Origin of the sequence: Rickettsia endosymbiont of Thecocarcelia acutangulata, assembly GCF_964263195.1 — a bacterium.
GTDB lineage: Bacteria > Pseudomonadota > Alphaproteobacteria > Rickettsiales > Rickettsiaceae > Rickettsia > Rickettsia felis.
Genome location: NZ_OZ181652.1, coordinates 321,810 through 344,819, shown reverse-complemented (window position 1 = coordinate 344,819; position 23,010 = coordinate 321,810). Strand labels below are relative to the sequence as shown.

The following is a 23,010-nucleotide window of genomic DNA, read 5'->3' as shown; positions in this document are numbered from 1 at the left end:
ACTACCTTATATCAAATTTATCGTTAACAATTTTATTTTCTACTGCATCAATTAAAGAATTAGCAAGATTATCGGTTAATATCTTACTTCCCATGCCAAGTTTCTTTTTAAGCCAAGGCTGTTTAGCACACAGATATTGAAACTTAATATTATCGCCGAATTTTTCTTTCATTACGCTATACATATCACCTATGCCATCAATTAAGCCGTAATCAAGAGCCGTTTGCCCTGCCCAAAATTCGCCGTTAAATAAAATCTCGTCTTGTTGTGTTAGCTTCCCTGCCCTTCTTGTTTTTACATAATCAACGAAGTGCTCATAAACTTGCTGTTGCAAATTTTTAATAATTTTAAGGTCCTCTTTATTAATAGGTTTAAAAGGATCTAAAATTGCTTTATTTTTTCCTTCCGTATAAACTCTACGCTCTATTCCAAGTTTATTAATCGCTTCATGGAAACCGAATCCGCTTGACACTACTCCAATACTACCTATAACCGAACTATAAGAAGCATATATCCAGTCACCGCTGCAAGCAAGCCAATATCCGCCTGAAGCCGCCGTATCTTCAATAAAACTATAAATTTTTATTTTATTTTCTTTAGCAAGGTCACGAATACGTTTCGCAATAAGTTCAGATTGTACCGGAGAACCGCCGGGAGAGTTAATAATTAAACATAATGCTTTTAATTTCTTTATTTTAAAAGCTTTTTCTATTAGTTCATTTAATGATTCTAACGTAAGACCCGATTGCATAGTACTTACTTTACCGATAATACCGCTAAGGCGTAAAACGGCAATCACTTCTTTAGAATCACCAAAAACCGAAGCAAATAACTGTTCTATTTTACTTATCTGACGTTTGGTTATTATCTGATCAAATTTTGCATTCGCCATAGTCGATTTATTTACTTCATTCATTATTTTTCTCATTCTTAATTATATCCTTTTTTACAGGCGGCAAAGGCTTAGCCGGTTTATTCAGAGATTGCTCGTTATAACTATTTTTAGGTTCAGGATAATTTCCGGGAATGGCAGATAAAATAGTATCTCTAACTTTTTCGTCATACCAATTTGTATTGCCGACAAAGCTAGTTATTATTTTGCCGTTTGGGTCTATTAATATACTAGTCGGTAAACTAATAACCCCTAAGGCTTTAAATAATTCATTTCTATAATCATGATAAATCGGCAAATATCTTATTTGATAGCTCTTAAAATATTCTTTAACAACTTTTATGTCTTGATAATCTTCTGAAATCGGAATTACTGAAAAAGGTAATTTCCTAAAATCTTTTTGCAACACATCAAGGTCAGGCATTTCTTTGACACAAGGAGCACTCCAAGTAGCCCAAAACACTAACAATATAGTCTGTCCTTCAAACTGATCAAGAGAATATTGATTTTTTTCTTCATCAAAAAAAATTATATTATCAGGAACGCTTAAACCTCTTGAAAATTCTAATTTATCCTTAGGCTTCTCATAGAGCTTAGCATGAATTTTAGGAATAAAAATTATTATAGATAATAAAAACACTATAATATATATAAGATATTTATTATAATTTCTTAAGGTCATATAATAATTTATAGTAATGAAAACATTTTATTTATTCGTATTAGCACTTACATTATGTAGTTGTGGTATAAAAAAACCTTTAGAAGCACCGTCATCTAATATCATTTCTACATGAAGCAGGAATGACATCAATAGACACCTTGCCTAACGTAGCTAATAAGAAGAAATTTGAAGGAAACACGGAACGCAGAACCGCAGCGTACACGCAAGTAACGTGAGGATTCGAGTACCGGATTGACGTACAAATTACCCTTAGAAGCAAGTTAGGCAAGGTGTCTATTACCTCTTCAGTGTCGTACCTTGTAATACTAAATCAAAACAATAAGACGGCATATTTTCTTGCGGTTCGATTAATATAGGATTTACTTCACCGCACTCATTATCACACATATTTTTATCAGATAAGTCTAAGCGTGTTTCAAGAGTAGTAAGACTGGGATGCTCTATTCTTATGTTTGCACTTCTCAAATAACGAGAAGATTTATAAGGCAACATGCTAATAAAGTAATATTCTCCTTTATTATTAGTAGTAGCAATACCGGAACCGGTAAAGCTTGAATCGCTTTTACTTGTAAATCTTCTTTTATCAACTCTAGTTTTTAAAGGTTCATAAGGGTATTTACCTCCGCTTCCTACTTGCCATAAATAAACTTTAGCATCTGCAACCGGCACACAATTTTGATCTAATATTTTTCCTTTAATTAATATCCTTTCACCGTAAAATTTTGATAATCTTCCTGTTTTACGTAATAAATTATTAGTAGTCTCAAAAACTTTCGGTTCATAATCATTAAATATATTTCTAGTAATTTTACAACGATTAAGCTTATTAGGGTAAGTTTTAGAAGCAGCAAATATGTTTAATGTCCATAAACATAAAAAACAAAATATAAATTTTTTCACTTTTCACCACTATATTTATAAAATTCTGCATCTAAATTTAAATCAATTATTTTTATTAATCAAATTATTTTTATTCTCATTTGATTATTAAGTAATTGATTGTTATAGTAAACTTTGTTGTACTAAAACATATACTCCTGATAAATGACAAAGTGGATAGACGAAGTTTAATTTGGAAAAGAGCAAGGAGTATATAAGGCAAGGAGCGGAACGTAGATAAACTACGTGAGCACCGCAGACTTATAATACGACATAAAGCTTATTTCAGAAAGTTCTAGATAAGATGAATTTCAAGGCGAGCCTGCGGAGCGTATAATAATACGTGAGCAAAGGCGAATCCTGCAAAATTTGCTTGTATTGAGCTTTCTGAAATAGCTGTAGCGAATTTTTCAAATTAAACGAGTATATATGCAAAAATTTTTATCTTTAATAATTGTAATCCTAATACTTTACAATATAGTAAAGTTAAAAATATCTCCCGACAACAATAATCCTACAACTATAGAGCAAACGGCTTCAAATAATTCATCTACCGATGAAAACCAAACTAGTATAAATAATGAACCTCCTATTTCATTAAACGGTAATTTATTTGAACGTACGGTTTCAAAAATAGTAATAAATGCTCTTAAAACCGAAGAAGGGAAAGCATTTTTTGAAAATATTTTACAACCGTTAAATGGACCTATCAATCCTAATGATTACACTATTGAAGTACGTAAGGATTTAGTAAAAACACTGTTCAAAATTAATACGCTCGGTAGTGGTAATATCGGTCCCGCTTCTTGCGGACATGTAGTTACCGTATTTTATCAAATATCAGATATGAACAATACTTTAATATCTGAAGATACTAAAACTTTTACTTTAGGCTCTGCTCCTGTAATGCTTGGCTTAGATAATGTAATAATCGGTATGATGGTAGGAGAAGCACGAGAAGCTATTATTCCGGCAAAATATGCCGTTAATAATAGTAAAAATATTATCTTCGATGATGCTTATAATTATAAAGTTAATGTAATTTTAAAATCCATATTACCGCAAAATTTTGTCAAAAATAATGAAGTAAAAATTTATGATGATGAGATAGCTTATCGTGTTCCTTTATTATGTGGTGAAAAAGTAAGCTTTAATGCTAAAATTACTCGTTTATCAAACGGTAAAATATTATATGATTCTAAAGCAAAAGGACAACAAATAGATATGAAAATCGGCGATATTACATATCCTTTAATTTTTTCTTACGCCTTGCAAGGTAAAGTAACGGTTGGAACACGCAGTGTTATTGCTGAAGGCAAAACTTTTAAAGCTTTAGGTTCTAATATAAATAAAATTATTTCTCATGAATCATTACCGATAAATGAATATCTTTTGCTTGAACTTAATGATTTTAAACAAAATTAAATAAATATGAAACAAACTAAAATATCGGATAATAAAAAACAAAAAAATTATATTTTATTATCTATCCTTGTCATAATGATAATAATTGTATATCTTATAGCATTAATAAAAATTGCAGGATAAATTTTGTAATTATTAAAAATTTAAAACTCAAATTAAATGAGTATATAAGAATCTTACTTTAAACTTTAATTAAGCTAGGAGTTTAGTATGGAAATTATTAAAAAAAACAAAAATATTATTGTACTAGTAGGTTTGATATTTTTAGCAGTAATTATTTATATCTCTACAAATAAGAGTTCCGATAATAAAACAAATGATGATATATTAGAAGTAAAGATAACTATAAAAGATCATAAATTTGTTCCGAATATAGTTGAAGTACCGAAATCTACTAAGATAAGGTTAATTGTTCATAATGAAGATGATACAGTAGAAGAGTTTGAAAGTCATGATTTACATCGTGAAAAAATAGTTATGCCGAATGAGTCAATAAATATTATACTTGCACCGCTTAAACTCGGAAAATATGAAATTTTTGGGGATTTTCATCAAGATACGGCTCAGGGTATTATAATCGTTAATGATTAGATAAAAAATATGTTTAAAATTGCTTTAGTAGTGTTTCGTGAATGTTTAGAAATATCCTTATTACTTGGTGTAATACTCGCCGTAACAAAACAAATAGAAAAATCTCGTCTTTATATTATTGCCGGAGTAATGCTTGGAGTAGTATTTGCTTCAATTTTTGCATTTTTTACCCGTAAATTATCTTTATCTTTTGGCGGAATAGGCGACGAGCTATTCGATTCCGGAATTATGATACTAATAACAATTCTGATTAGCTGGACAATAATATGGATGCAAGGTTACGGTATAAAAGTAAAGCAACATATAAACGACTTATCAGTAAAAATTCATGAAGGTAACGCCAGTTATTTCATGTTGGTTTTTTTAGTTGCCACTACCATATTACGAGAAGGTGCAGAAATTATTATTTTAGTATATAGCATATCTTCAGTTGAAACAATATCAAGCCGTATTTACTTGCAAGGAGTGATAATAGGTGCTACAAGTGGCTTCTTACTTGGTTTAGTAATATATTTCGGTTTAATTAAGATTGCTAATCAAAAATATATTTTTAAAATCTCTACTGTATTATTAATGCTAATAGCAGGAGGATTTGCAGCAAGTGCTGCAGGTATTTTAACCTCTTTCGGTCTAGTTATGTTTTTATCCGATCAACTTTGGGATAGTTCATGGTTAGTGGCAGATAGAAGTATGATAGGTAAAATCTTACATATTGTTACCGGTTATATTGCAAGACCTAACGGGCTACAAGTACTTGCCTATTTTACTACTATATTACTGATAAATATTTTCATACAAATAAAATTAAGATATTCCAAAAATAACTTAATATCAGTACAAAAAAATGAATCAAATTAATTTTATCAAAGAGAACAATTAAATTAAATATGTTAAAACTTTTATCAGAAATTGGTCCGGTACTAGCACTAATTATAGGTTATTTTTATGGCGGCGGTCTACAAAACGCTACGCTTTATATGATTATTACTGCTATTATTTGTACAACTCTTTGTTATTTTATAGAAGGTAAAGTATCTAAACTTTCTATTATTTCTACGCTCGTATTACTTGTTTCCGGTAGCATCACTTTAATTAGCGGAGATTCAACCTATATAAAAATGAAGCCGACTATCTTATATATTATTTTTGGAATAATATTTCTCATGAGCGGTATAAGAAAAAATCCTTTTATCAAATATGCTTTAGAGAGTATAGTACGTCTTAAAGAAGAAAGCTGGATAACTTTAAGCTATAGAACAGCGGCTTTTTTCTTTTTTATGGCTGTAGTTAATGAAATAGTTTGGCGTAATTTCTCAGATGAAACATGGGTAACATTTAAAGTATTCGGAGCAATACCTATTACTTTTATATTTATTTTACTGCAATTACCTCTTTTATTAAAGAATAAATTACCGGATAGTAAGATATAATACCTTACTATTTTTACTCTAATCATTACCGCGTGGCATTATTGCATAGACCGGTAAAATCTACTGTGTCACCTAGTTCGCTTGCTAACTAGGTCCATAAAAACAATAAAAAATACTAATAATTTTAGTATTTTTAACTGGATCCTGTGGAAGGGCCACGGGGGATGACAGAGGTGAAATTGATCCACGCGGGCAATGACGACTCGGTATGTACGCAACAAGGTCTGGTACTATAGGGAATGACATAAACAAACAGTTAATTCTTAAACAAATATAATCTTTTTAAAAATCGTAGGGTACTATATTATGATGTTACGAGTTCTAATTTTTATAGCTCTTTCTTTTAGTCTATCTGCTTGTTTACCTGCTATTTTTACCGCAGCAACCACTACCGGTATTGTTGCTTCAAAAGATCAACCAATGTCTGAAACATTAAATGATTCAAGGATTTCTGCCGGTATTAAAGCTGATTTAGTAAAAAATAATTTTAGAGATTTAGGAGCTAAAATAAAGGTTGAAGTATCACAAGGAAGAGTATTATTAACAGGAAATATTCAAAAAGAATCTGATGCGTTAAAAGCCGTAGAAATTGCTTGGAATCAAAAAGGCGTAAAAGAAGTTATTAATGAGTTAAAAGTAAATAAAAATAGTAATCATTTTGACTTAGCCCAATATACTAAAGATAGTATGATAACCACGCAAATTAAAGCTAAAAACTTAGTCAGAAAAGATATTAAATTTGCTAATTATACTATTCTAACTATAGATAATATTGTTTATTTATTTGGAGTTGCAAGATCAGAAGAAGAGCTAGAAAAGCTTGCTTCTATTGCATCAAAAATAAAAGGTGTTGAAAAAGTTGTGTGTTACGCTAAAATAATGGATAATTTTAATAAGCATGATGATGATACAACGCCATAAACTTATTGTATTAATTTTTTTATTGATTTTTTGTCTAAGCGGTTGTAATACCTCAAAAAGATTACCTTATTCCCATAAATATTCTTACAAAGAATTATCAAAGGATGATCCTCATAATCTAACTTATAAAGGACATTATAAAGTTGGAAAAAATTATAAAATAAAAGGAAAGACGTACAAACCTCACAGTCCTAAATCTTTTACTGAAACAGGTTATGCTTCATGGTACGGGGGACGTAAAGACGGTTTTCACGGTAAAAAAACAGCTAACGGTGATAGATTTAATAGAAATTTACTAACTGCCGCACATAAAACTCTTCCGCTTCCTTGCTTAGTTAAAGTTACCAACAAAGCCAATAATAAATCAGTAATTTTAATGGTTAATGATAGAGGTCCTTTTAAGAAAAATCGTATAATAGATGTTTCTCAAAAAGCAGCCGAAATTTTAGCATTTAAAAATCAAGGTATAACTAAAGTAAAAATAGAATATTTACCTAATGAAACTGAGAAATTTCTAAAAAATATTAATCTAAAAAAACCACAAAGTAAAACTTTAGCTAAAAACTCTAAAAAATCTTCATCTACTAAATGTAGTGTTAATTGTCATATAAAACTTGTAAATTTAAAGTACAAACTGGCAGTAAATCCTTAAATAACTAGTCATTGCGAGCGACTGAAAGTGTTGTTGCATGGATACCCGAATCGTCATTGCAAGGAGCGAAGGACCTTGTTGCATGGCTCGCTTATGTCATTCCCGCGTAGCATTGTTGTGTGGATACTGAAGGTTGTCATTGCGAGGAAAAACTGTAAGTTTTGACGAAGCAATCCAGTTAAAAATTCTGATTTACAGAATTTTTTTAATTATTTTCTAGATTGCCACGTCGCTCCGCACCTCGCAAGGCATTGTTGCGTAGATCGGTAAAACCTACTGTGTCCACCCCGTGGCTTGTGACCTATAGTACCGGACATTTTTCGTTCCATATCATTCTCACGTAGGCGGGAATCCAGTAAAGTAAAGCTTTTAAAAAAAACTATGTAATAAAAAATCTTTAATTTTAAAGATTTTTTAATATAGATCCCCACTTTCGCGGGGATAACATCGAGATTTTTTAAAAACATGTCCGGTACTATAGGCTTGACCACGGGAACCATAAAAACAATAAAAAATACTAATATTTTAGTATTTTTAACTGGATTCCGTGGTCAAGCCACGGGATGACAGAGGTGAAATTGATCCACGCAACAAGGCCTCCTCGCAATGACGACTTGGGTATCTACCAACAATATCGTCTTGCTAAGCGATACATATCAACTACGTATATTCTTTTTCTTTATTATTTTTGATTTAGCTTTTGTAGTAGATTTATTATTAGAGGCAAGTTTGATTGAAGGTTTAGGGACTATAGGCTTAATATTAAAATGCTGATCTAGTAGCCCCATCATTTTTTGATCACGAGATGCAGCACTTTTGCCTCCTGTAACAACGGCAATCAATGATTTACCATTCCTAGAAGCAGTAGTTACTAAATTATAACCTGCCGGTGTATGAAAACCTGTTTTCATACCTTCTGCACCTTGATAATTTTTAGTAACCCTATTATGTCCGTTTACTATGTTTCCACGAAATACAAAACTGGTTTTAGCAAATAACGGATAATATTTAGGATAATCTCTCTTCAAGGCCATAGCAAGTTTAGCCATATCTCTTGCGGTAGTTTGCTGCAATGGATCATGCCAGCCTGAAGCGTTTTTAAAATAGGTATTCTTCATACCGAGCTGTTTAGCTTTAACATTCATTAAATGAGCAAAAGCTTTTTCTGAACCTTTCATGCCCTCAGCAACCGTTACAGCAACATCATTAGCAGATTTTATAATTAATCCATTAATTGCCTCTCGAACGGTTATAGTTTCCCCTGCTCTTAAACCAAGTTTACAAGGCGGCATTTTTGAAGCTTTTGCTGATACAAGTAATTTTTTATCTAAAGGCAACTTACCGGCTTCGATTGCTTCAAACATTAAATATAGAGTCATTAACTTAGTTAAAGAAGCGGGATAAATCCGAATTTGTGAATTATGGGCCTGCAATACTTTACCGCTTTTTGCATCAATTACTAAACTAGTTTGAACAGGAGGTTTAGGGATATTTTTTATAGCTTTCTTCGCTTCGCTTATGGGAGCAAAGAAAAATGTTGCAATAAAAATATAAGGTAATAAAAATTTACTAAACATTTTAAATAAATAAAATATTATTCAAATTAAATCAAGTGGGATTTTTCATCATTGCTCAATAAGTATAGATTTCGTCATTGCGAGGAGCGAAGCGACGTGGCAATCTTATGAAATAATAACAAACTCCTGAGATTGCTTCGTCAATTTACTATTGTAAATTTCCTCACAATGACGTTAAAAACAAAACTTACTACACATTAACCTTCTTATTAAGATACATTAATATAAACAAAGCAGGCAAGGCTAAAATTATAGTAAAGATGAAAAAACCGTCCCAACCCATCATATTTACAAATTTTCCGGCATAAATAGTGACAGTATTGTTACATAAACTACTGCTACTGCTAAGTAAAGCATATTGTGTTGCCGAATATTTTTTATTACATAAATTACCTATATAGCCGACTAAAGCAGTAGCTCCCATAGCAGCAGCAAAATTCTCTATAGTAATAGCAATTAATAAAGCTTCAAAAGAAGGAGGTTGATGATTAAGCCAAATAAATGCAAAATGCGTTAAACTTTGGGCAATACCGGTAATAATCAAACCTTTAAAATTCCCTACCCTATACATTACAATACCACCGGCAAAGCCTCCGACTAAGGTCGCAATCAACCCGTAAAGCTTAGCGATTATTGCTATTTCACCTTTTGTATAACCAAGCTCTATATAAAAAGGTGAGGCAACCGCTCCAAGCATAGCATCGCCTAATTTAAAAAATATTATCGCAAGTAAAATAGTTACGGCAAATTCTCTTTTGAAAAAATCCTTGAAAGGATTAATTACTGTAGAAATCCATGAAGTAATAGAAGTAATATTAATTTTTTCTCTTACTAATTCTTTTTCTTTTACGGTTATTATAAATATCGTTGCAACAGCAAATATTATAGCTATAACAAAGAAAGTTAGTTGCCAATTATTTCCGGTTATTTCTGCGAGGTACAAAGCACCTGCCCCTGTAATAAGCATACCGATTCGATAACCGAATACGGCAGTTGCACTAGCAATAGTTTGAGTTTCCTGATCAAACTTATCTATACGCAACGCATCAACGGCAATATCGAACGTGCTGGATAAAAAGCCTAATACTATAGTCAAAAAATATAAAGAAGTTAAAGAAACTTCAGGATTTTCCTTGCTCATAGCAATTAGCACTAAAACCATTAAAGAGCTACATAATATAAGCCAGCTTTTTCGATGTCCCCACCTACTTAAAAAAGGTATTTTAAAATTATCGACTAACGGCGACCAAAATACTTTTAACGAATATGATAATCTTGCAACCGCAAAAGTAGTAATAACAGCGATATCTATTCCGGATTCTTTTAGCCATACTGAAAGAGTAGAAAAGATTATAACTAGCGGCATACCGCTAACTATTCCTAAAATAAATATTTCAAATAATCGATAGTCTTTAAAAATCTTGGTAATGAGCATTGTGGTGTTCCATTAAATCGTCATTGCGAGAAGAATTACGAAGTAATCAAGGCGAAGCAATCTCAGGATACTTGACGAGATTGCCACGTCGCTTTGCTCCTCGCAATGACGAAAATATTAGTATTACAATAATAGTGAATAAAAATTTAAGAAATATAAACTATTTATTTTATAAGTCAACCGTTCTCCCTTAACTCCTTATTATACAACCTATAATATTCATCCTTATTCTTAAGCAATTGAGTGTGAGTACCTTGCTCACAAATCTCACCGTTTTTCATGACGATAATGTTATCAAGGTCGGTAATACTACTTAAACGATGCGTAATGATTAAAGTGGTTTTTCCTTGGCGTAATTTCTTTAAAGATTCTAGAATTTTCTGTTCGGAAGCTTGGTCTAAGCTACTTGTTGCTTCATCCCAAATTAAAATAGGTACGTCTTTTAAGAAAGCTCTAGCAATAGATAAACGCTGACGCTGACCGCCTGAAAGAGTTGTCCCCTGCACTCCTATTTGTGTGTCGTAACCGTTCGGCAGATGTATAATAAACTCATGAGCATCTGCATATTTCGCTGCTTCAATTATTTCTTCTCTTGTAGCGTTTTCCTGACCGTATGCTATATTTTCGGCAACGCTTGTATCAAATAAATGAGTATCTTGAGTAACTAAGGAAATCTGACCTCTAAGCATCGTCAGCTTAATATCTTTAATATCATGATTATTAATTAAAATTCTTCCTTCATTTGGATCATAAAAACGTACTAATAAATTACTAAGGGACGTCTTACCGCTACCTGAACGTCCAACAAACGCAATCATTTTATGAGGCTCTAGCTTTAAATCTATATATTTTATAGCTATTTTACTCTCAAAACTTAAAGCCAGTTTTTCAAAAGTAATTTGTGGATTATATAAATCTACTTCTTTAGCATCTTCATGATCTTTAATAATAGGTTCGGTATCCAAAATATTAAATACCCTCTTAGCTGCGGCTATTCCTTCCTGCAAATTAATATTTAACGATACCAAACTTTTAAACGGTCTATAAGCTGCAGCAAAAGCAGCTAAAAAAGCAAATAATGCACCGGGTGTTGTTTTACCCTCAAGAACTAAATTACCGCCGTACCAAACCATCCCTCCGACTGCAAGACCGCTTAAACCCTCCATAATCGGTGAAACCATCGCATCTAGCTTAGATGTTTTTTTGTAAAACTCTAAAATATTATTAATAATCAACGATGCTCTATTACTTTCTATTTTTTCGCCTACAAAAGATTTAATAATCTTAATTGACTGAAATGTTTCATCAAGCCTAGAAGTATAATGTCCAAGCTCCTCTTGGGATTGTGAAAATATTTTTCTTATCTTTCTACCCATCCTTTGCACCGGATAAACAGCCAAAGGAAAAACAAGGAAAACTACGCAAGATAATAGTGGTTCTAAATGAAACATCGTTATTATTAAACATACTACAGTTAGAAAATGTTTAGCACATCCGACAAGTAAATTAGAAACAGCCCCACGCATCAAAGAAATATCATTAGTAAAACGAGATATTAAACGTCCTGAAGATTGGTTTTGAATAAAAGAAATATCAGCAAGTAACAAATGCTCATACATTTTTATCTGCAAATCATTTAGTACCCTCTGCCCAACAAATTTTATTAGATAATTCTGATAATACTCTGAAATTCCTTTTATAAAAAAAGTTACAGTAAGCACTATAGGCATTATTATAAGCATTTTCTTATCATGCGTTAAAAAAATCTTATCAATAATAGGTCTAACCGCATGTACAATCACTGCCGTACAAAGTGCTGCAATAACCATGCAAAATATCGAAAAATATATTTTATTTGCGTAAGGTTTAACATGATCTTTTATCAGCCTTTTTATAACATCTGCGGCTGTATAACTATCATTTAAATTATTATTACTCATTCTCGTTAAAAATATTAAATTGATGATGTGATTGATTAGGTATAGGCATTTTCAAATGCTCAAAAGCGGCAATCGTGATTACCCTACCTCTAGGAGTTCTTTGTAGTAAACCTATCTGTATAAGATAAGGCTCTATGGTTTCTTCAAGTGCGTCACGCTGTTCGGATAAGGCAGCAGCAATCGTTTCAATTCCGACAGGACCGCCGTTATAATTATCCGCTATGAATTTCAAATAACGATAATCATTACTATCAAGTCCTATGCGATCAACTTCCAAACGATTTAACCCAAAATCAGAAATTTCTTTATCTACTCTTGATTTACCGTCAACTGCTGCAAAATCTCTTATACGACGAAGCAATCTTAATGCAATTCTTGGCGTTCCTCTACTTCTTTTTGCTATCTCTTCCGAACCTGAATCGGTCAAATCAATATCAAATAATTTACTCGCTCTATTTAGAACTTTCTTCAATTCTTCAGTATTATAAAAATTAAGCCGCATAGGAATACCGAACCTATCACGCAAAGGATTACTAAGCAGCCCAAGGCGTGTAGTAGCCCCGATTAAGGTAAATTTCGGCAAGGTTATTTTCACTGACCTTGCGGCAGGACCTTCACCGATAATTATATCAAGCTCAAAATCCTCCATAGCAGGATATAAAACCTCTTCAACCGCAGTATTTAATCGGTGAATTTCATCAATAAATAATACGTCGTTTTTTTCAAGATTAGTTAGGATAGCAGCAAGGTCAGCTGCTTTAAGTATAGCAGGACCGGAGGTGGATTTGAAATTACCGCCGATTTCATTAGAGATAATCTTAGCAAGCGTAGTCTTACCAAGACCGGGCGGACCGTAAAATAAAGTATGATCAAGATGCTCATTCCGAGATTTTGCAGCCTTAATAAATACCGAAAGATTTTCTTTAATCTGCTGTTGACCGACAAATTCTTGCAAATATGACGGTCTTATCGGCAATTCTTGATCATTTTCAATTTTTTCAGGCGATAATATATTAGTCATTAATTTAAATCGAATATAATGACTAATAATAGCTAAAAAATAGTTTTATGCTATAAATTATTTTAAGATTCTATATCACTTGATTTATTTATTATATTAGATAAATCCCCAATACAAGATGCGATGTAACTAGTTATATCAGTAGGCACAAATAAACCATCAGCATATACCTCTTTTGCAATTCCCACCATCTCAAAAAAATGCTCGTTAATATATTTATCTGCGTTTTCTAGAATAAAGTTTGCATCAGTCACTTTTAACTTTTCTAACTCTTCTATAATACTATCTTTATTTAACTTTTGATATAATTTTAAGTAACTATGAATTGTACCCTTATGCAAATCGTTAGGCGTTTCAGACCAATCTTTGTCCATGCTTTTTTTCTTGTTTCTCTTGTGGTGACATATCATTTGGACCCGTAACCAAACAACTAAGGAGAGCTTTATTATTTTCTATAGAAGTTAATAATTTTGCTTTTGATTCATTACTTATTCCTCTACCTAAAGAAAATGCAAGTGCATTAATTTTGCTATGTTTGATTACTTCACAAAAAATATCTATATCGCTATGGTTTAGATTAAAACCTGCTAAATCTAAAGTATTTAGATTCATTTTTGGTATCGCTTTAAATAATTCTATTTTACTTTCTTGTGTTATATCGGTGCGTGATAGACTAAAGTTTTTAATATTACTTTTTGTAAGAAAATTAATAAAATCATTTCTTACTTTTTCTGACTCTAATTTTATTTTTGTTTTTAAAAAACTTAGAGTTTCTATATTTTCTTTAGATAAATTTTCTAATATTGCAGATAGTGCTATATCTTCCAAATTAGAATTACTAAATGTAATTTCTTTTATAGTATTATTTTTGGAAAATGCTAGTGTAAATAAATTTACACTAGCATTATCACTTAAAATATATTCCCCCTAAATACAATATCAGTGATAAGACATTCCGGATCCGTAAAAAACTCAACAAAATATTTTAATGATTCTGAATTCTCTAAAAAATCCTCCATCTTTAGCGTTTTTACAGTATCACCTCCTTTTAAAGTTTTTAGTAAATTCTTCCAAATGATTTGGTAATACCTCATCGTTGATATTTAATGTAGCTGGATCTTTTTCTAGTTCCGCAATTAATTCATTAGCATTTATACTTGCTAAAAATATTTTTAATTTTGACATAATTTTACCTATTAATTTTAATGATATTTTTTTTGAATATATATTATATATCAAAATTAAAGAAGGTATTAAAAAATCAATATTTGATTTAAAGATCGGCATTTCGATTTTTTAGAACTGTTTTGATTAACTCATCAATAGAGATTTCGGGGTTTTGGATAATGATGCCTTGAACGGCGTTTTGTGCTTCAAATCTAGAAAAGCCTAGATTTACTAGAGCTTTTATTACTTCATTACTTGCAACGGGCGTGATATTCTTGATATTCAAGCTATCTTTAATAATAGCTGAACCACTGGATATTTTCGCTACTTTACCTTTCAGCTCTAACACTATACGCTCAGCAAGTTTAGCCCCTACCCCCGATATTGCTTTAAATATATTTTTATCTTCATTATTTATAGCAATTTGAATATCTGAAGGTGTAAGGCTTGATAAGATAGATAAAGCCATTCTTGTACCGATACCGTTTACTGATTGTAACAAATTAAAAAAATTTTTCTCTTCTAGAGTCAGAAAACCGTAAAGATGAATATGCTCCTCTCTAACATGGGTTTCGATAAATAGTTTATAAAACTCACCTTCAGCAAGTTTACCTAAAGTTTTACCTGAAGCATAAACAAGATACCCTACCCCATTTACGTCAATTATAATGTAATCATCGCCTTGGGAATCAATCTTACCGCTTAATTTACCGATCATATATACCTCTCATAAATAAAGAGTCGGTAGACGAAGCTCAATTTGGAAAAGAGCATGGAGTCTGTAGTACCTCGGAACGGAGCGTATAATTAATATAGTTCGTACCGAAGGGCTACAAAGACGACATAGCCAATTTTTCAAATTTAGCGAGTATACCTACTTTTTCTTTCTACTATATATTAAAATTAGTGCCGGTAAAGCGGTAATAATTGCTGCTAAAATGTAATGAATAACAAGCGGTCTATCCATCATATGACACTGCCCATCATTAGGAATAGTTTGAGCCAAAACCATATAAGCAACTATTATCGTTACTACTATATATAGACCGGTAAAAAACAAATATTTTATAAAATTTTTCATGTTAATTTCCTGTGAATCAACTGTGTCATACACTCATTTCTCTTACAGTATATTTTGTTAGAAAATATTTTTTAATAATTTATACACTTCAGAATCGTTACGTTTTCCAACTAATATTACGTAAATTGTAGTTTCATTAAAACGATAAATTATTCTATATTCTCCAATATCGCACCTATAGAAATCATGGTAGCCTACTAATATTTACTATCATTGGGTACCGGATTATTTATTAAAGAGAGAATCTTGTTTTTAATTTGACGCTAATGCTTTTCGGGATAACGTTCTAATATTTTTATTACCCTTTTTTCTAAAATTATTTCTTTCATTAGCCTTTAAGAAATTTTTCTGATTCTTTTGCTGATAACCATTCCGGCTGTTTTGTAATATTTGTTGCTGCTTTCCCCCAATAATCATCTTCAAGCTTAGTAAAATATTCATAATCTACTAAAACAACGGTAGGTCTACCTTGCTTATTAATTACTATCGGCTCTCGTAGTGCTTGATCAATGATTTTTCCGGGATTTTTATTTAACTCAGTTGCAGATATATTCATATATTTTACGTATTATATTTAATATACCTATAATACTATCTCAAAGGAGTTTATAAGTCAATGAGCGGAGCGTATATTAAACGTTCAGCATCATTGATGCTTATAAAACGACATAACCAATTTTTAAAGTTCTATGTTAGTATACCTATAATAACTCTGATTCTTGTTGCCTTTACTCTCTAGTATCCCCTGCTCTAAACCATATAACAAATCTCTACTAGCTGTTGCCGTAGAAATATTTTTATGTATATTAGTATAATCTTTTCTAGAAAACCATTTATCTATTAAATTAACCTTAGCAAATTCAATTCTATATAATGGAGTACTTGCCTCATATGTTATATTATTACTATATAATCTTAATGCTACAACTATTTTATCAAGCATAAACTCGATAAATAACGTCGATTCACCAAGCTCATCACACTTACTTAAAACACTATAATATTCACTTTGATTTTGATTATTTCTTATCAAACTTTCAACGGAAATATATTCAAAAATTTTATTAGTTTGCATTAGTAATAATTGTTGCCATAATCTACCGATTCGCCCGTTACCATCAGAAAAAGGATGGATAAATTCAAACTCATAATGAAATATACAAGCTTTAATTATTCCAGAAGCACCGTCATTTTGATTTATAAACTCAAATAAATCCTGCATTAATAAAGATATACGACTTGCCGGAGGTGCAAAATGTATAATCTCTGTGCCTTTAAATATAGCGGCATTACCTTTACGCCACTCCCCATTATCTTCCACTAATCCTTGCATTAATATCTCATGTGCTTTTAGCAATGATTCAACTTTAAAAGGATTAAATATAGTCAGATCATTATATAATTTTATAGCATTTTTTACTTCTAAAATATCCTTTTCCGATGCCAGTACCCTTTTTCCATCTATTAAATCTGTTATCTGTTTTATGCTTAAATTATTTCCTTCAATTGCTAAAGAAGAGTGGATAGTTTTAATTTGATTATTTTTGCGAAGTTTTATAGGCTGAGAATAAAGCTTGCTACCGGCTAAAACACCAAGCTCATAAGAAATATCTTGTAGTAATACCAAAATTGTATTAGTTATCTGAAAAGGCGGTCTGTTACTCATTATATGATAGTATCATATGATACTATCATTGTCTACGAAGAAAATTTTTTAATTATTCTAAGCTAAAGTACGATGAGCTGCTAATTTTGCTCACCCTGCAAAAATTAATAACATAGTTTAGAGGTTCGAATCCCATATGGCTAGCCACATAGGACATCTAGTCAAATATTAGGTGAGAAATCCTTATTTTAATCAACTATTCAGAGGTTCAACAAAATTTGACAATTTTAGAGATATTTTCAAAATTTTTTATAAAATACTATATTAGTCCTTGATTTATTAAAGATTTCTATCGCTTATGGTTCGCATTATGTACCATACTCATGCCCTCGAGGACAACCTGAACATAACAAATTATATGAATAAAACTTTGCTTTGTTTAGATAAATCATCTACCTCAATATCCTCAATCACCCCACTTTTACGGTTTTTTAGTTCAACAATATCATCTGCTGCTTTTTTAGGACCGATTATAATTTGATGGGGTGAGCCGATAAGGTCATGCTTTGCGAATTTACTGCCCGGCCGTGCATCATTATCGTCATATAGTACCTCGATGTTTTGAGCAGATAGCTCTTTATAAACTTTTGCCGCCAGCTCTACGCATTTACTATCATGAATATTTAAATTAATTAAAGAAACTTTAAAAGGAGCAACGTTAGAAGGCCATATGATACCTTTCTCATCGCAATTTGCTTCTATGATAGCTGCAACTAGCCTTGAAATACCTATGCCGTAAGAACTCATTTCTACGGGAGTTAGTTTACCGTGTTCGTCATTAATAAGAGCATTCATATTAACCGAATATTTTGAGCCTATATAAAAAATATGCCCGACTTCTATTCCTTTACTGCTAGTTATTTCTTGGGAAGAGGAAGGAAATTTATTCAAATCATGCTTTTCTTCGGCTGCTGCATACCAGCTTTTAATTTCCTCTACATCAATATTAGGATTATCTTTTAAAGTCTTAAATCTTTTATCGTAATAAATAGTGCTTTCACCGGTTTCGGCGATAATATGAAACTCATGGCTTAAATTACCACCGATTGGACCGTTATCGGCAATAACAGGAATAGCAAAAACACCTAAATCCCTGAAAGTATTAATATAAGCCTTATACATTTGATTATAGGTCTTAACGGCATTTTCTTCGTTTATATCAAAAGAATAAGCATCTTTCATAAGAAACTCCCGACCTCTCATAACACCGAAACGGGGTCTAATCTCATCACGAAACTTCCATTGGATATGATAAAGATTTTTCGGCAAATCCTTATATGACTTAATATTATGACGGAAAATATCCGTAATCATATCTTCATTAGTAGGACCGAATAGTAAAGTATTATCGTGACGATCTTGAAATTTCAGCATTTCCTTACCGTAATTATCAAAACGTCCCGATTCCATCCATAAATGTGCGGGTTGAATGCAAGGCATTAGAACTTCCAAAGCTCCCGCTTTATTCATGTTTGAGCGTACTATATTCTCGATATTCTTAAGTACCTTTAAGCCGAGCGGAAGCCATGTATAAATGCCTGCTGCTTGCTGCCTAATCATTCCACTTCTAAGCATTAATTTATGCGAAGTTACCTGAGCTTCACTCGGCTCTTCTTTTAAAACAGGTAAAAAATATTTTGATAATAACATAGAATTTTTTTAGTTTAATATATAAGCTACTCCTATGTCATCCCGTGGTCAAGCCACGGGATGACACCGAATGCGTTTTTTGATCTTCGCAATGACGCTACGGTTATCTTTTAGCAGTAAGGTTTAAAAACTCATGGCGATATTTCTGCTGCTCGGCAAATATACCCGTATAATGCATAGTGTTCATTACGCTATTATCTTGCATCACTCCACGCATCGACATACAACTATGTAAAGCAGAAACCTTAACGGCAACGCCAAGCGGCTTTAAATTCTCCTGTACGCTTTCTGCTATTTGTACCGTCATTTTTTCTTGAATTTGTAGCCTTCTAGCAAAAATATTTACTATTCGTGCTAGCTTACTTATACCGACAATACAATTATCGGGAATATAAGCTATATGTACCGTACCGTTAAAAGGTAACATATGGTGTTCGCAAAAAGAGGTAAATTTTATGCCTTCCAACGAGATAAAGTCTTGAAAATTACAAGTATCGTAAAATTTAGTACTTAATATTTCAGCTATATCTTTTTCATAACCGGAAAATATCTCTTCATAGCTATTAATCACTCTCTCAGGAGTTTTAAGTAACCCTTCTCTATTTGGATCTTCACCAATGAATTTTAGTAATGTTCTTACCGCTTCTTTAGCTTCTTCTCTAGTTGGTTTACTCATGTTCTAGTTTTATACTTTTTAAAAACATTGTTTTACCACAAATATAAACAAACATCAAGCCGCCTACTATAGCAATAAGCCCTCCCCCGCCCATCATACCCATTAATAACTTAGCTGACATTGGCATTACGCTATTTGGGTCTTTACGCATAACCCCGTAACCGCCGGCGAATGCTAGCCCGAGTATGTGCAGAATCTGCCCGAATGTTAGTAGGTAGATGGCAAATGTCATGCCGTCTTTTATGTCATACCGCGGCTTGACCGCGGTATCCATTTTATTATTTTTGGATCCCGTGGTCAAGCCACGGGATAACACTATGCTATACCCCATACAAGCAATACTAATCCCTACTATAGACCCGTGATAATGAGCAGGAATTACTACATTTATACCTGTGATATTCATTGCTATAAGCCCACCAAGTAGAAATAAAGTAATGGAGCAACGGAGGGTGGTTTTGATGATATTGCCATCCGCCCTCAATGTCATTCCTGCGGAAGCAGGAATCCATTCTTTTTTTTCTAGATCCCCGCTTTCGCGGGAATGACATAAAGGCACGTAGAAATAACCCAAAAACTCAAACCCCATACCGATCAAACATAAAACAGGAGCAATACCGCCTAGATATTTCATATGGTTTGTATAAAACTCTTTAAAACTACCGTCAATAATATAATAAGATATATGACCGCAAACTATAAGAATGCCGAAAACAAAATTCAAATAAAGTAAAAAAAGATAGAATTTTTGGAATTTTAATTCTCGACCTATTAGCTCTCTAAATAAAGTAACCCAGATAAATATTAATATTTGAGTGTATATAAATTGTAGTAAATGACCTCCGCTCCAAAAAAGTAATTCATAATAGAATTCTATCTCGATAGGAATAATTTGAATGATATTTTGCAGGGCCTTATAAGACAATCCAAAGCAAACGAAGCTTAAAATAAACATTATAATAGTCGATAATATTGTAAAATTAACTAGACTATTTAAGTTCACCCAATCAAAGAAACATAAAACACTTATAGCGTATAATAAGAGCGTAACGCCAAATAAGCTTAACCCCAAAATAAAGACGATATTTTCAAGCATCGGTATATAATTATTCATCACCGGATTATGCCCCGCTATTGGAGAAATAGCGATTAGAAGAGTAGCTAGAAAAGCGAGTTTATGGTAAAAGCGAAGCACGTCATTGCGAGCGACTAAAAGGAGCGTGGCAATCTCATGAAGCAGTGCAAAATTCCTGAGATTGCCGCGTCGAGGCTTTGCCTCTCCTCGCAATGACGTTTCACACCCCCAAACACTAGCCGTGATAGACAACAACCAAATTAATACCGATAAATTAACATGAATAATTAAAGCAGATTTGAAAATATGCGGGTTTGGAAAAAAGCTCGATAATTGAGGAGTACGTAACACTACCAAAATAACCGAATATAAACCTGCAAACCCTAAGGATAAAATACCGAGTTTGAGCCACGAGATAGTTAAGCTATTATTTTGTGAGTGATTAGTAGAATTCATAACTACAGGTAAATATTAAATATAATCTACAAATAGCTTACGGCATCTAAATAAGCAATATTTTTTACAAAATCACTTTTCTAAAAGTTAAAGATATACGTCTATTACGTATTATTTTATTATCACTCTTTCTAGCTGCAATTCCGTGTTGCCACTTATATCTTGCTTCATTTTTAAAAACTAATAAACTTCTAGGCTTAAGTAAAATAGCGTGTTTTGTTTTATCATTTGTTAATTCCATAATACAGCTCCCCCTAAGCTTAGTGAACATATGGTATCTGAAAAGCAAGGTATACAATCTATATGAGAGGCGATGCCTTGTCCCGGCATATATTCATTTATAATTACTTGATTTGGGATTTCATTAAAAATATTCTTTTTATAAAATTCATCAGCTACAATCTGTAACCATTTAGGTAAAAGCCCTAAATAATATGATTGTTCTATAGAACGGCTTTTATAATCATACTTATAGCCGTAATGCTGAACTCTAAGTTTTAAATCAGTAATCCACGGGTTACTATCTATTAATTTTATGAGCTTATCCTCTTGTTCTGCTGTTATATATTCCTCAATATATTTTAGTCCCGGAATAATTATTTTGTTATCAAAAAGACTAAGCTGATTCATAATTTAAATTCCATTTAAATTCCCAAGTAGCAAATTTAGAATAGCCCTCAATTGCACTTTCATCTTGATTAGTCATAGTGTGTACATATTCCGGGTAATCTTTTGGATCAAATTTATATTTAATAGGGGTAGATATCTTTAATTCTTGTGACAATTTTTCAAATTGAAATATGCTATTATAGAAATAGCTATCCACTATGGTAATTAGAATCAATCCATGTTTCTTTAATACATAAGATGCAGAAATTATAAAATTACGGACAAGTATATAATTTGGATTTAAACTATTTATTTCTTCTCTACTACCGGAATGTGGAAATTGAAAAATTATTGTATCAAAAGAATTATGATTAAAAGTTTTATGTAATTTTATTATACTTTTCAGAAGTGTTAAAAGTTTAGAATCTAAAACTTTTAATGTTGTATTGCGTCGGTAATAGCCTAGTTTTATTTGTTGTAACTTTAGATTTAATATATTTGTTTGTAGTTCTAGTATTTTAAATGCACAGTCAAAATCTTCTTTATTTATCATAATAACCTATATTAGCAATATTACAGGTATAATATCACTATAAATACTTCATACTAAATACATCAATGGAATTCATATAGCTCACGGTATTTAAATAAGCAATATTTTTTATTTGATTTGGAAACTAACATAAGCTATTAATAAGTCAATCATGAGTTAATAGTTAGATATGACTAACCACCCCCGAATTGGAATCGGTATTTTAATCTTTAATAATAGGAATGAAATTTTATTAGGTAAACGTATTAGTTCCCATGGTGAGTCTAGTTATGCTCCTGCCGGTGGACATTTAGAATTTGGAGAAACATTTTAAGAATGTGCTATCCGTGAAGTTTTAGAAGAAACAAATCTGATCATTGAAAATCCACAATTTATAGCAGTGACTAATGATGTCTTTGAAATAGAACAAAAGCATTACGTATCAATTTTCCTTAAAGCTCATTGTTTAAATGAGCATGAATTACAGAATCTTGAGCCTCATAAGGTAGAGAACTGGCAGTGGTTTGCTCTTGATAATCTACCTTCTAACCTCTTCCTACCCTTAAAAAGACTCATTGAAAAAAAATGTTATTTATATAAAGAGATTACTGATTAACCTAATATTTCTTATTCTACTTTAAATATGTAAT

26 protein-coding genes and 2 pseudogenes are annotated in these 23,010 nt (G+C 31.8%); 7 read left to right on the top strand and 21 right to left on the bottom strand.

The genetic code is table 11. The annotated features are described in order from the left end of the window. Window position 1 precedes the first annotated feature (1 nt). The 3 genes from ACE38Q_RS01905 to ACE38Q_RS01895 all read right to left on the bottom strand — a co-directional run bounded on the left by ACE38Q_RS01905 (window position 2) and on the right by ACE38Q_RS01895 (window position 2,477). A complete protein-coding gene (locus ACE38Q_RS01905; RefSeq protein WP_500191200.1) occupies window positions 2-916 on the bottom strand; it encodes a S49 family peptidase in 915 nt (304 codons plus the stop codon). Beyond that, on the bottom strand, window positions 909-1,574 hold the full coding sequence (locus ACE38Q_RS01900) for a TlpA disulfide reductase family protein (protein WP_500189887.1): 666 nt from the start codon (window positions 1,572-1,574) through the stop codon (window positions 909-911). Before ACE38Q_RS01900 ends, ACE38Q_RS01905 begins: the two co-directional genes overlap by 8 nt. A 279-nt stretch (window positions 1,575-1,853) precedes the next feature. Continuing rightward, entirely contained in the window at window positions 1,854-2,477 is a 624-nt protein-coding gene (locus ACE38Q_RS01895; RefSeq protein ID WP_500189886.1) for a dioxygenase family protein, read from the bottom strand. A 408-nt stretch (window positions 2,478-2,885) separates the two neighbouring features. Between ACE38Q_RS01895 and ACE38Q_RS01890 the strand changes: the two genes are divergently transcribed. From ACE38Q_RS01890 to ACE38Q_RS01865, 6 genes and pseudogenes are all read left to right on the top strand, one after another. Beyond that, a complete protein-coding gene (locus ACE38Q_RS01890) occupies window positions 2,886-3,881 on the top strand; it encodes an FKBP-type peptidyl-prolyl cis-trans isomerase (RefSeq protein ID WP_500189885.1) in 996 nt (331 codons plus the stop codon). 210 nt (window positions 3,882-4,091) lie between these two features. After that, entirely contained in the window at window positions 4,092-4,472 is a 381-nt protein-coding gene (locus ACE38Q_RS01885) for a cupredoxin domain-containing protein (RefSeq protein WP_500189884.1), read from the top strand. A 9-nt stretch (window positions 4,473-4,481) separates the two neighbouring features. Further along, on the top strand, window positions 4,482-5,330 hold the full coding sequence (locus ACE38Q_RS01880; protein ID WP_500189883.1) for an FTR1 family protein: 849 nt from the start codon (window positions 4,482-4,484) through the stop codon (window positions 5,328-5,330). A gap of 29 nt (window positions 5,331-5,359) precedes the next feature. Next, window positions 5,360-5,902 carry a septation protein A gene (locus tag ACE38Q_RS01875; protein WP_500189882.1) on the top strand — a complete coding sequence of 181 codons (543 nt, stop codon included), beginning with the start codon at window positions 5,360-5,362 and terminating at the stop codon, window positions 5,900-5,902. A 306-nt stretch (window positions 5,903-6,208) separates the two neighbouring features. Then, on the top strand, window positions 6,209-6,823 hold the full coding sequence (locus ACE38Q_RS01870; protein ID WP_202069949.1) for a BON domain-containing protein: 615 nt from the start codon (window positions 6,209-6,211) through the stop codon (window positions 6,821-6,823). Between the two features lie 10 nt (window positions 6,824-6,833). Then, window positions 6,834-7,475, top strand: a pseudogene (locus tag ACE38Q_RS01865) (septal ring lytic transglycosylase RlpA family protein); the annotation flags it as partial. A 656-nt stretch (window positions 7,476-8,131) separates the two neighbouring features. On the opposite strand, the gene ACE38Q_RS01860 reads toward ACE38Q_RS01865, so the two are convergent. From ACE38Q_RS01860 to ACE38Q_RS01775, 18 genes are all read right to left on the bottom strand, one after another. Continuing rightward, window positions 8,132-9,052 (bottom strand): D-alanyl-D-alanine carboxypeptidase family protein, encoded by a 921-nt coding sequence (locus ACE38Q_RS01860; RefSeq protein ID WP_500189881.1) that lies wholly within the window; start codon window positions 9,050-9,052, stop codon window positions 8,132-8,134. A 190-nt stretch (window positions 9,053-9,242) separates the two neighbouring features. Next, complete coding sequence (locus tag ACE38Q_RS01855) at window positions 9,243-10,487, bottom strand: AmpG family muropeptide MFS transporter (protein WP_500189880.1); 1,245 nt, start codon at window positions 10,485-10,487, stop codon at window positions 9,243-9,245. Window positions 10,488-10,663: 176 nt separating this feature from the next. After that, window positions 10,664-12,427, bottom strand: a complete 1,764-nt coding sequence (locus ACE38Q_RS01850) for an ABC transporter ATP-binding protein (protein WP_500189879.1) — start codon at window positions 12,425-12,427, stop codon at window positions 10,664-10,666. Beyond that, on the bottom strand, window positions 12,420-13,448 hold the full coding sequence (gene ruvB / locus ACE38Q_RS01845) for a Holliday junction branch migration DNA helicase RuvB (protein WP_500189878.1): 1,029 nt from the start codon (window positions 13,446-13,448) through the stop codon (window positions 12,420-12,422). Before ruvB ends, ACE38Q_RS01850 begins: the two co-directional genes overlap by 8 nt. 62 nt (window positions 13,449-13,510) lie before the next feature. Next, window positions 13,511-13,822: a hypothetical protein gene (locus ACE38Q_RS01840; RefSeq protein WP_500189877.1), complete on the bottom strand. Its 312-nt coding sequence runs from the start codon at window positions 13,820-13,822 to the stop codon at window positions 13,511-13,513. After that, complete coding sequence (locus ACE38Q_RS01835; protein ID WP_500189876.1) at window positions 13,803-14,276, bottom strand: hypothetical protein; 474 nt, start codon at window positions 14,274-14,276, stop codon at window positions 13,803-13,805. Before ACE38Q_RS01835 ends, ACE38Q_RS01840 begins: the two co-directional genes overlap by 20 nt. Window positions 14,277-14,486: 210 nt before the next feature. Beyond that, a complete protein-coding gene (locus ACE38Q_RS01830; protein ID WP_500189875.1) occupies window positions 14,487-14,633 on the bottom strand; it encodes a hypothetical protein in 147 nt (48 codons plus the stop codon). Between the two features lie 88 nt (window positions 14,634-14,721). Next, window positions 14,722-15,333 (bottom strand): Holliday junction branch migration protein RuvA, encoded by a 612-nt coding sequence (ruvA, locus tag ACE38Q_RS01825; RefSeq protein ID WP_500189874.1) that lies wholly within the window; start codon window positions 15,331-15,333, stop codon window positions 14,722-14,724. Window positions 15,334-15,489: 156 nt separating this feature from the next. After that, a complete protein-coding gene (locus ACE38Q_RS01820) occupies window positions 15,490-15,696 on the bottom strand; it encodes a Holliday junction ATP-dependent DNA helicase RuvA (protein WP_500189873.1) in 207 nt (68 codons plus the stop codon). Window positions 15,697-15,753: 57 nt separating this feature from the next. Continuing rightward, window positions 15,754-15,846, bottom strand: a complete 93-nt coding sequence (locus ACE38Q_RS01815; RefSeq protein ID WP_500191198.1) for a hypothetical protein — start codon at window positions 15,844-15,846, stop codon at window positions 15,754-15,756. 178 nt (window positions 15,847-16,024) lie between these two features. After that, entirely contained in the window at window positions 16,025-16,252 is a 228-nt protein-coding gene (locus ACE38Q_RS01810; RefSeq protein WP_011270931.1) for a type II toxin-antitoxin system Phd/YefM family antitoxin, read from the bottom strand. A 123-nt stretch (window positions 16,253-16,375) separates the two neighbouring features. Further along, window positions 16,376-17,362 carry a Fic family protein gene (locus tag ACE38Q_RS01805; RefSeq protein ID WP_500189872.1) on the bottom strand — a complete coding sequence of 329 codons (987 nt, stop codon included), beginning with the start codon at window positions 17,360-17,362 and terminating at the stop codon, window positions 16,376-16,378. A gap of 354 nt (window positions 17,363-17,716) precedes the next feature. Then, window positions 17,717-19,012 carry a proline--tRNA ligase gene (gene proS / locus ACE38Q_RS01800; RefSeq protein ID WP_500189871.1) on the bottom strand — a complete coding sequence of 432 codons (1,296 nt, stop codon included), beginning with the start codon at window positions 19,010-19,012 and terminating at the stop codon, window positions 17,717-17,719. A 103-nt stretch (window positions 19,013-19,115) separates the two neighbouring features. After that, window positions 19,116-19,688, bottom strand: coding sequence for a GTP cyclohydrolase I FolE (gene folE, locus ACE38Q_RS01795; protein ID WP_500189870.1), 573 nt, complete (start codon window positions 19,686-19,688; stop codon window positions 19,116-19,118). Further along, entirely contained in the window at window positions 19,681-21,219 is a 1,539-nt protein-coding gene (locus ACE38Q_RS01790) for a palindromic element RPE4 domain-containing protein (protein WP_500189869.1), read from the bottom strand. Before ACE38Q_RS01790 ends, folE begins: the two co-directional genes overlap by 8 nt. A gap of 64 nt (window positions 21,220-21,283) precedes the next feature. After that, the gene (locus ACE38Q_RS01785) at window positions 21,284-21,460 is read right to left on the bottom strand and encodes an alpha-ketoglutarate-dependent dioxygenase AlkB (protein WP_500189868.1); all 177 of its coding nucleotides are present in this window, start codon (window positions 21,458-21,460) and stop codon (window positions 21,284-21,286) included. Then, complete coding sequence (locus ACE38Q_RS01780; RefSeq protein ID WP_500189867.1) at window positions 21,451-21,849, bottom strand: 2OG-Fe(II) oxygenase family protein; 399 nt, start codon at window positions 21,847-21,849, stop codon at window positions 21,451-21,453. Before ACE38Q_RS01780 ends, ACE38Q_RS01785 begins: the two co-directional genes overlap by 10 nt. After that, window positions 21,836-22,381, bottom strand: coding sequence for a Rossmann-like fold-containing protein (locus ACE38Q_RS01775; protein ID WP_500189866.1), 546 nt, complete (start codon window positions 22,379-22,381; stop codon window positions 21,836-21,838). The genes ACE38Q_RS01780 and ACE38Q_RS01775 overlap by 14 nt, the downstream gene beginning before the upstream one ends. 169 nt (window positions 22,382-22,550) lie before the next feature. On the opposite strand from ACE38Q_RS01775, the pseudogene ACE38Q_RS01770 reads away from it, so the two are divergent. Then, window positions 22,551-22,976 (top strand): annotated as a pseudogene (locus ACE38Q_RS01770) (nucleotide triphosphate diphosphatase NUDT15). Window positions 22,977-23,010 lie beyond the last annotated feature (34 nt).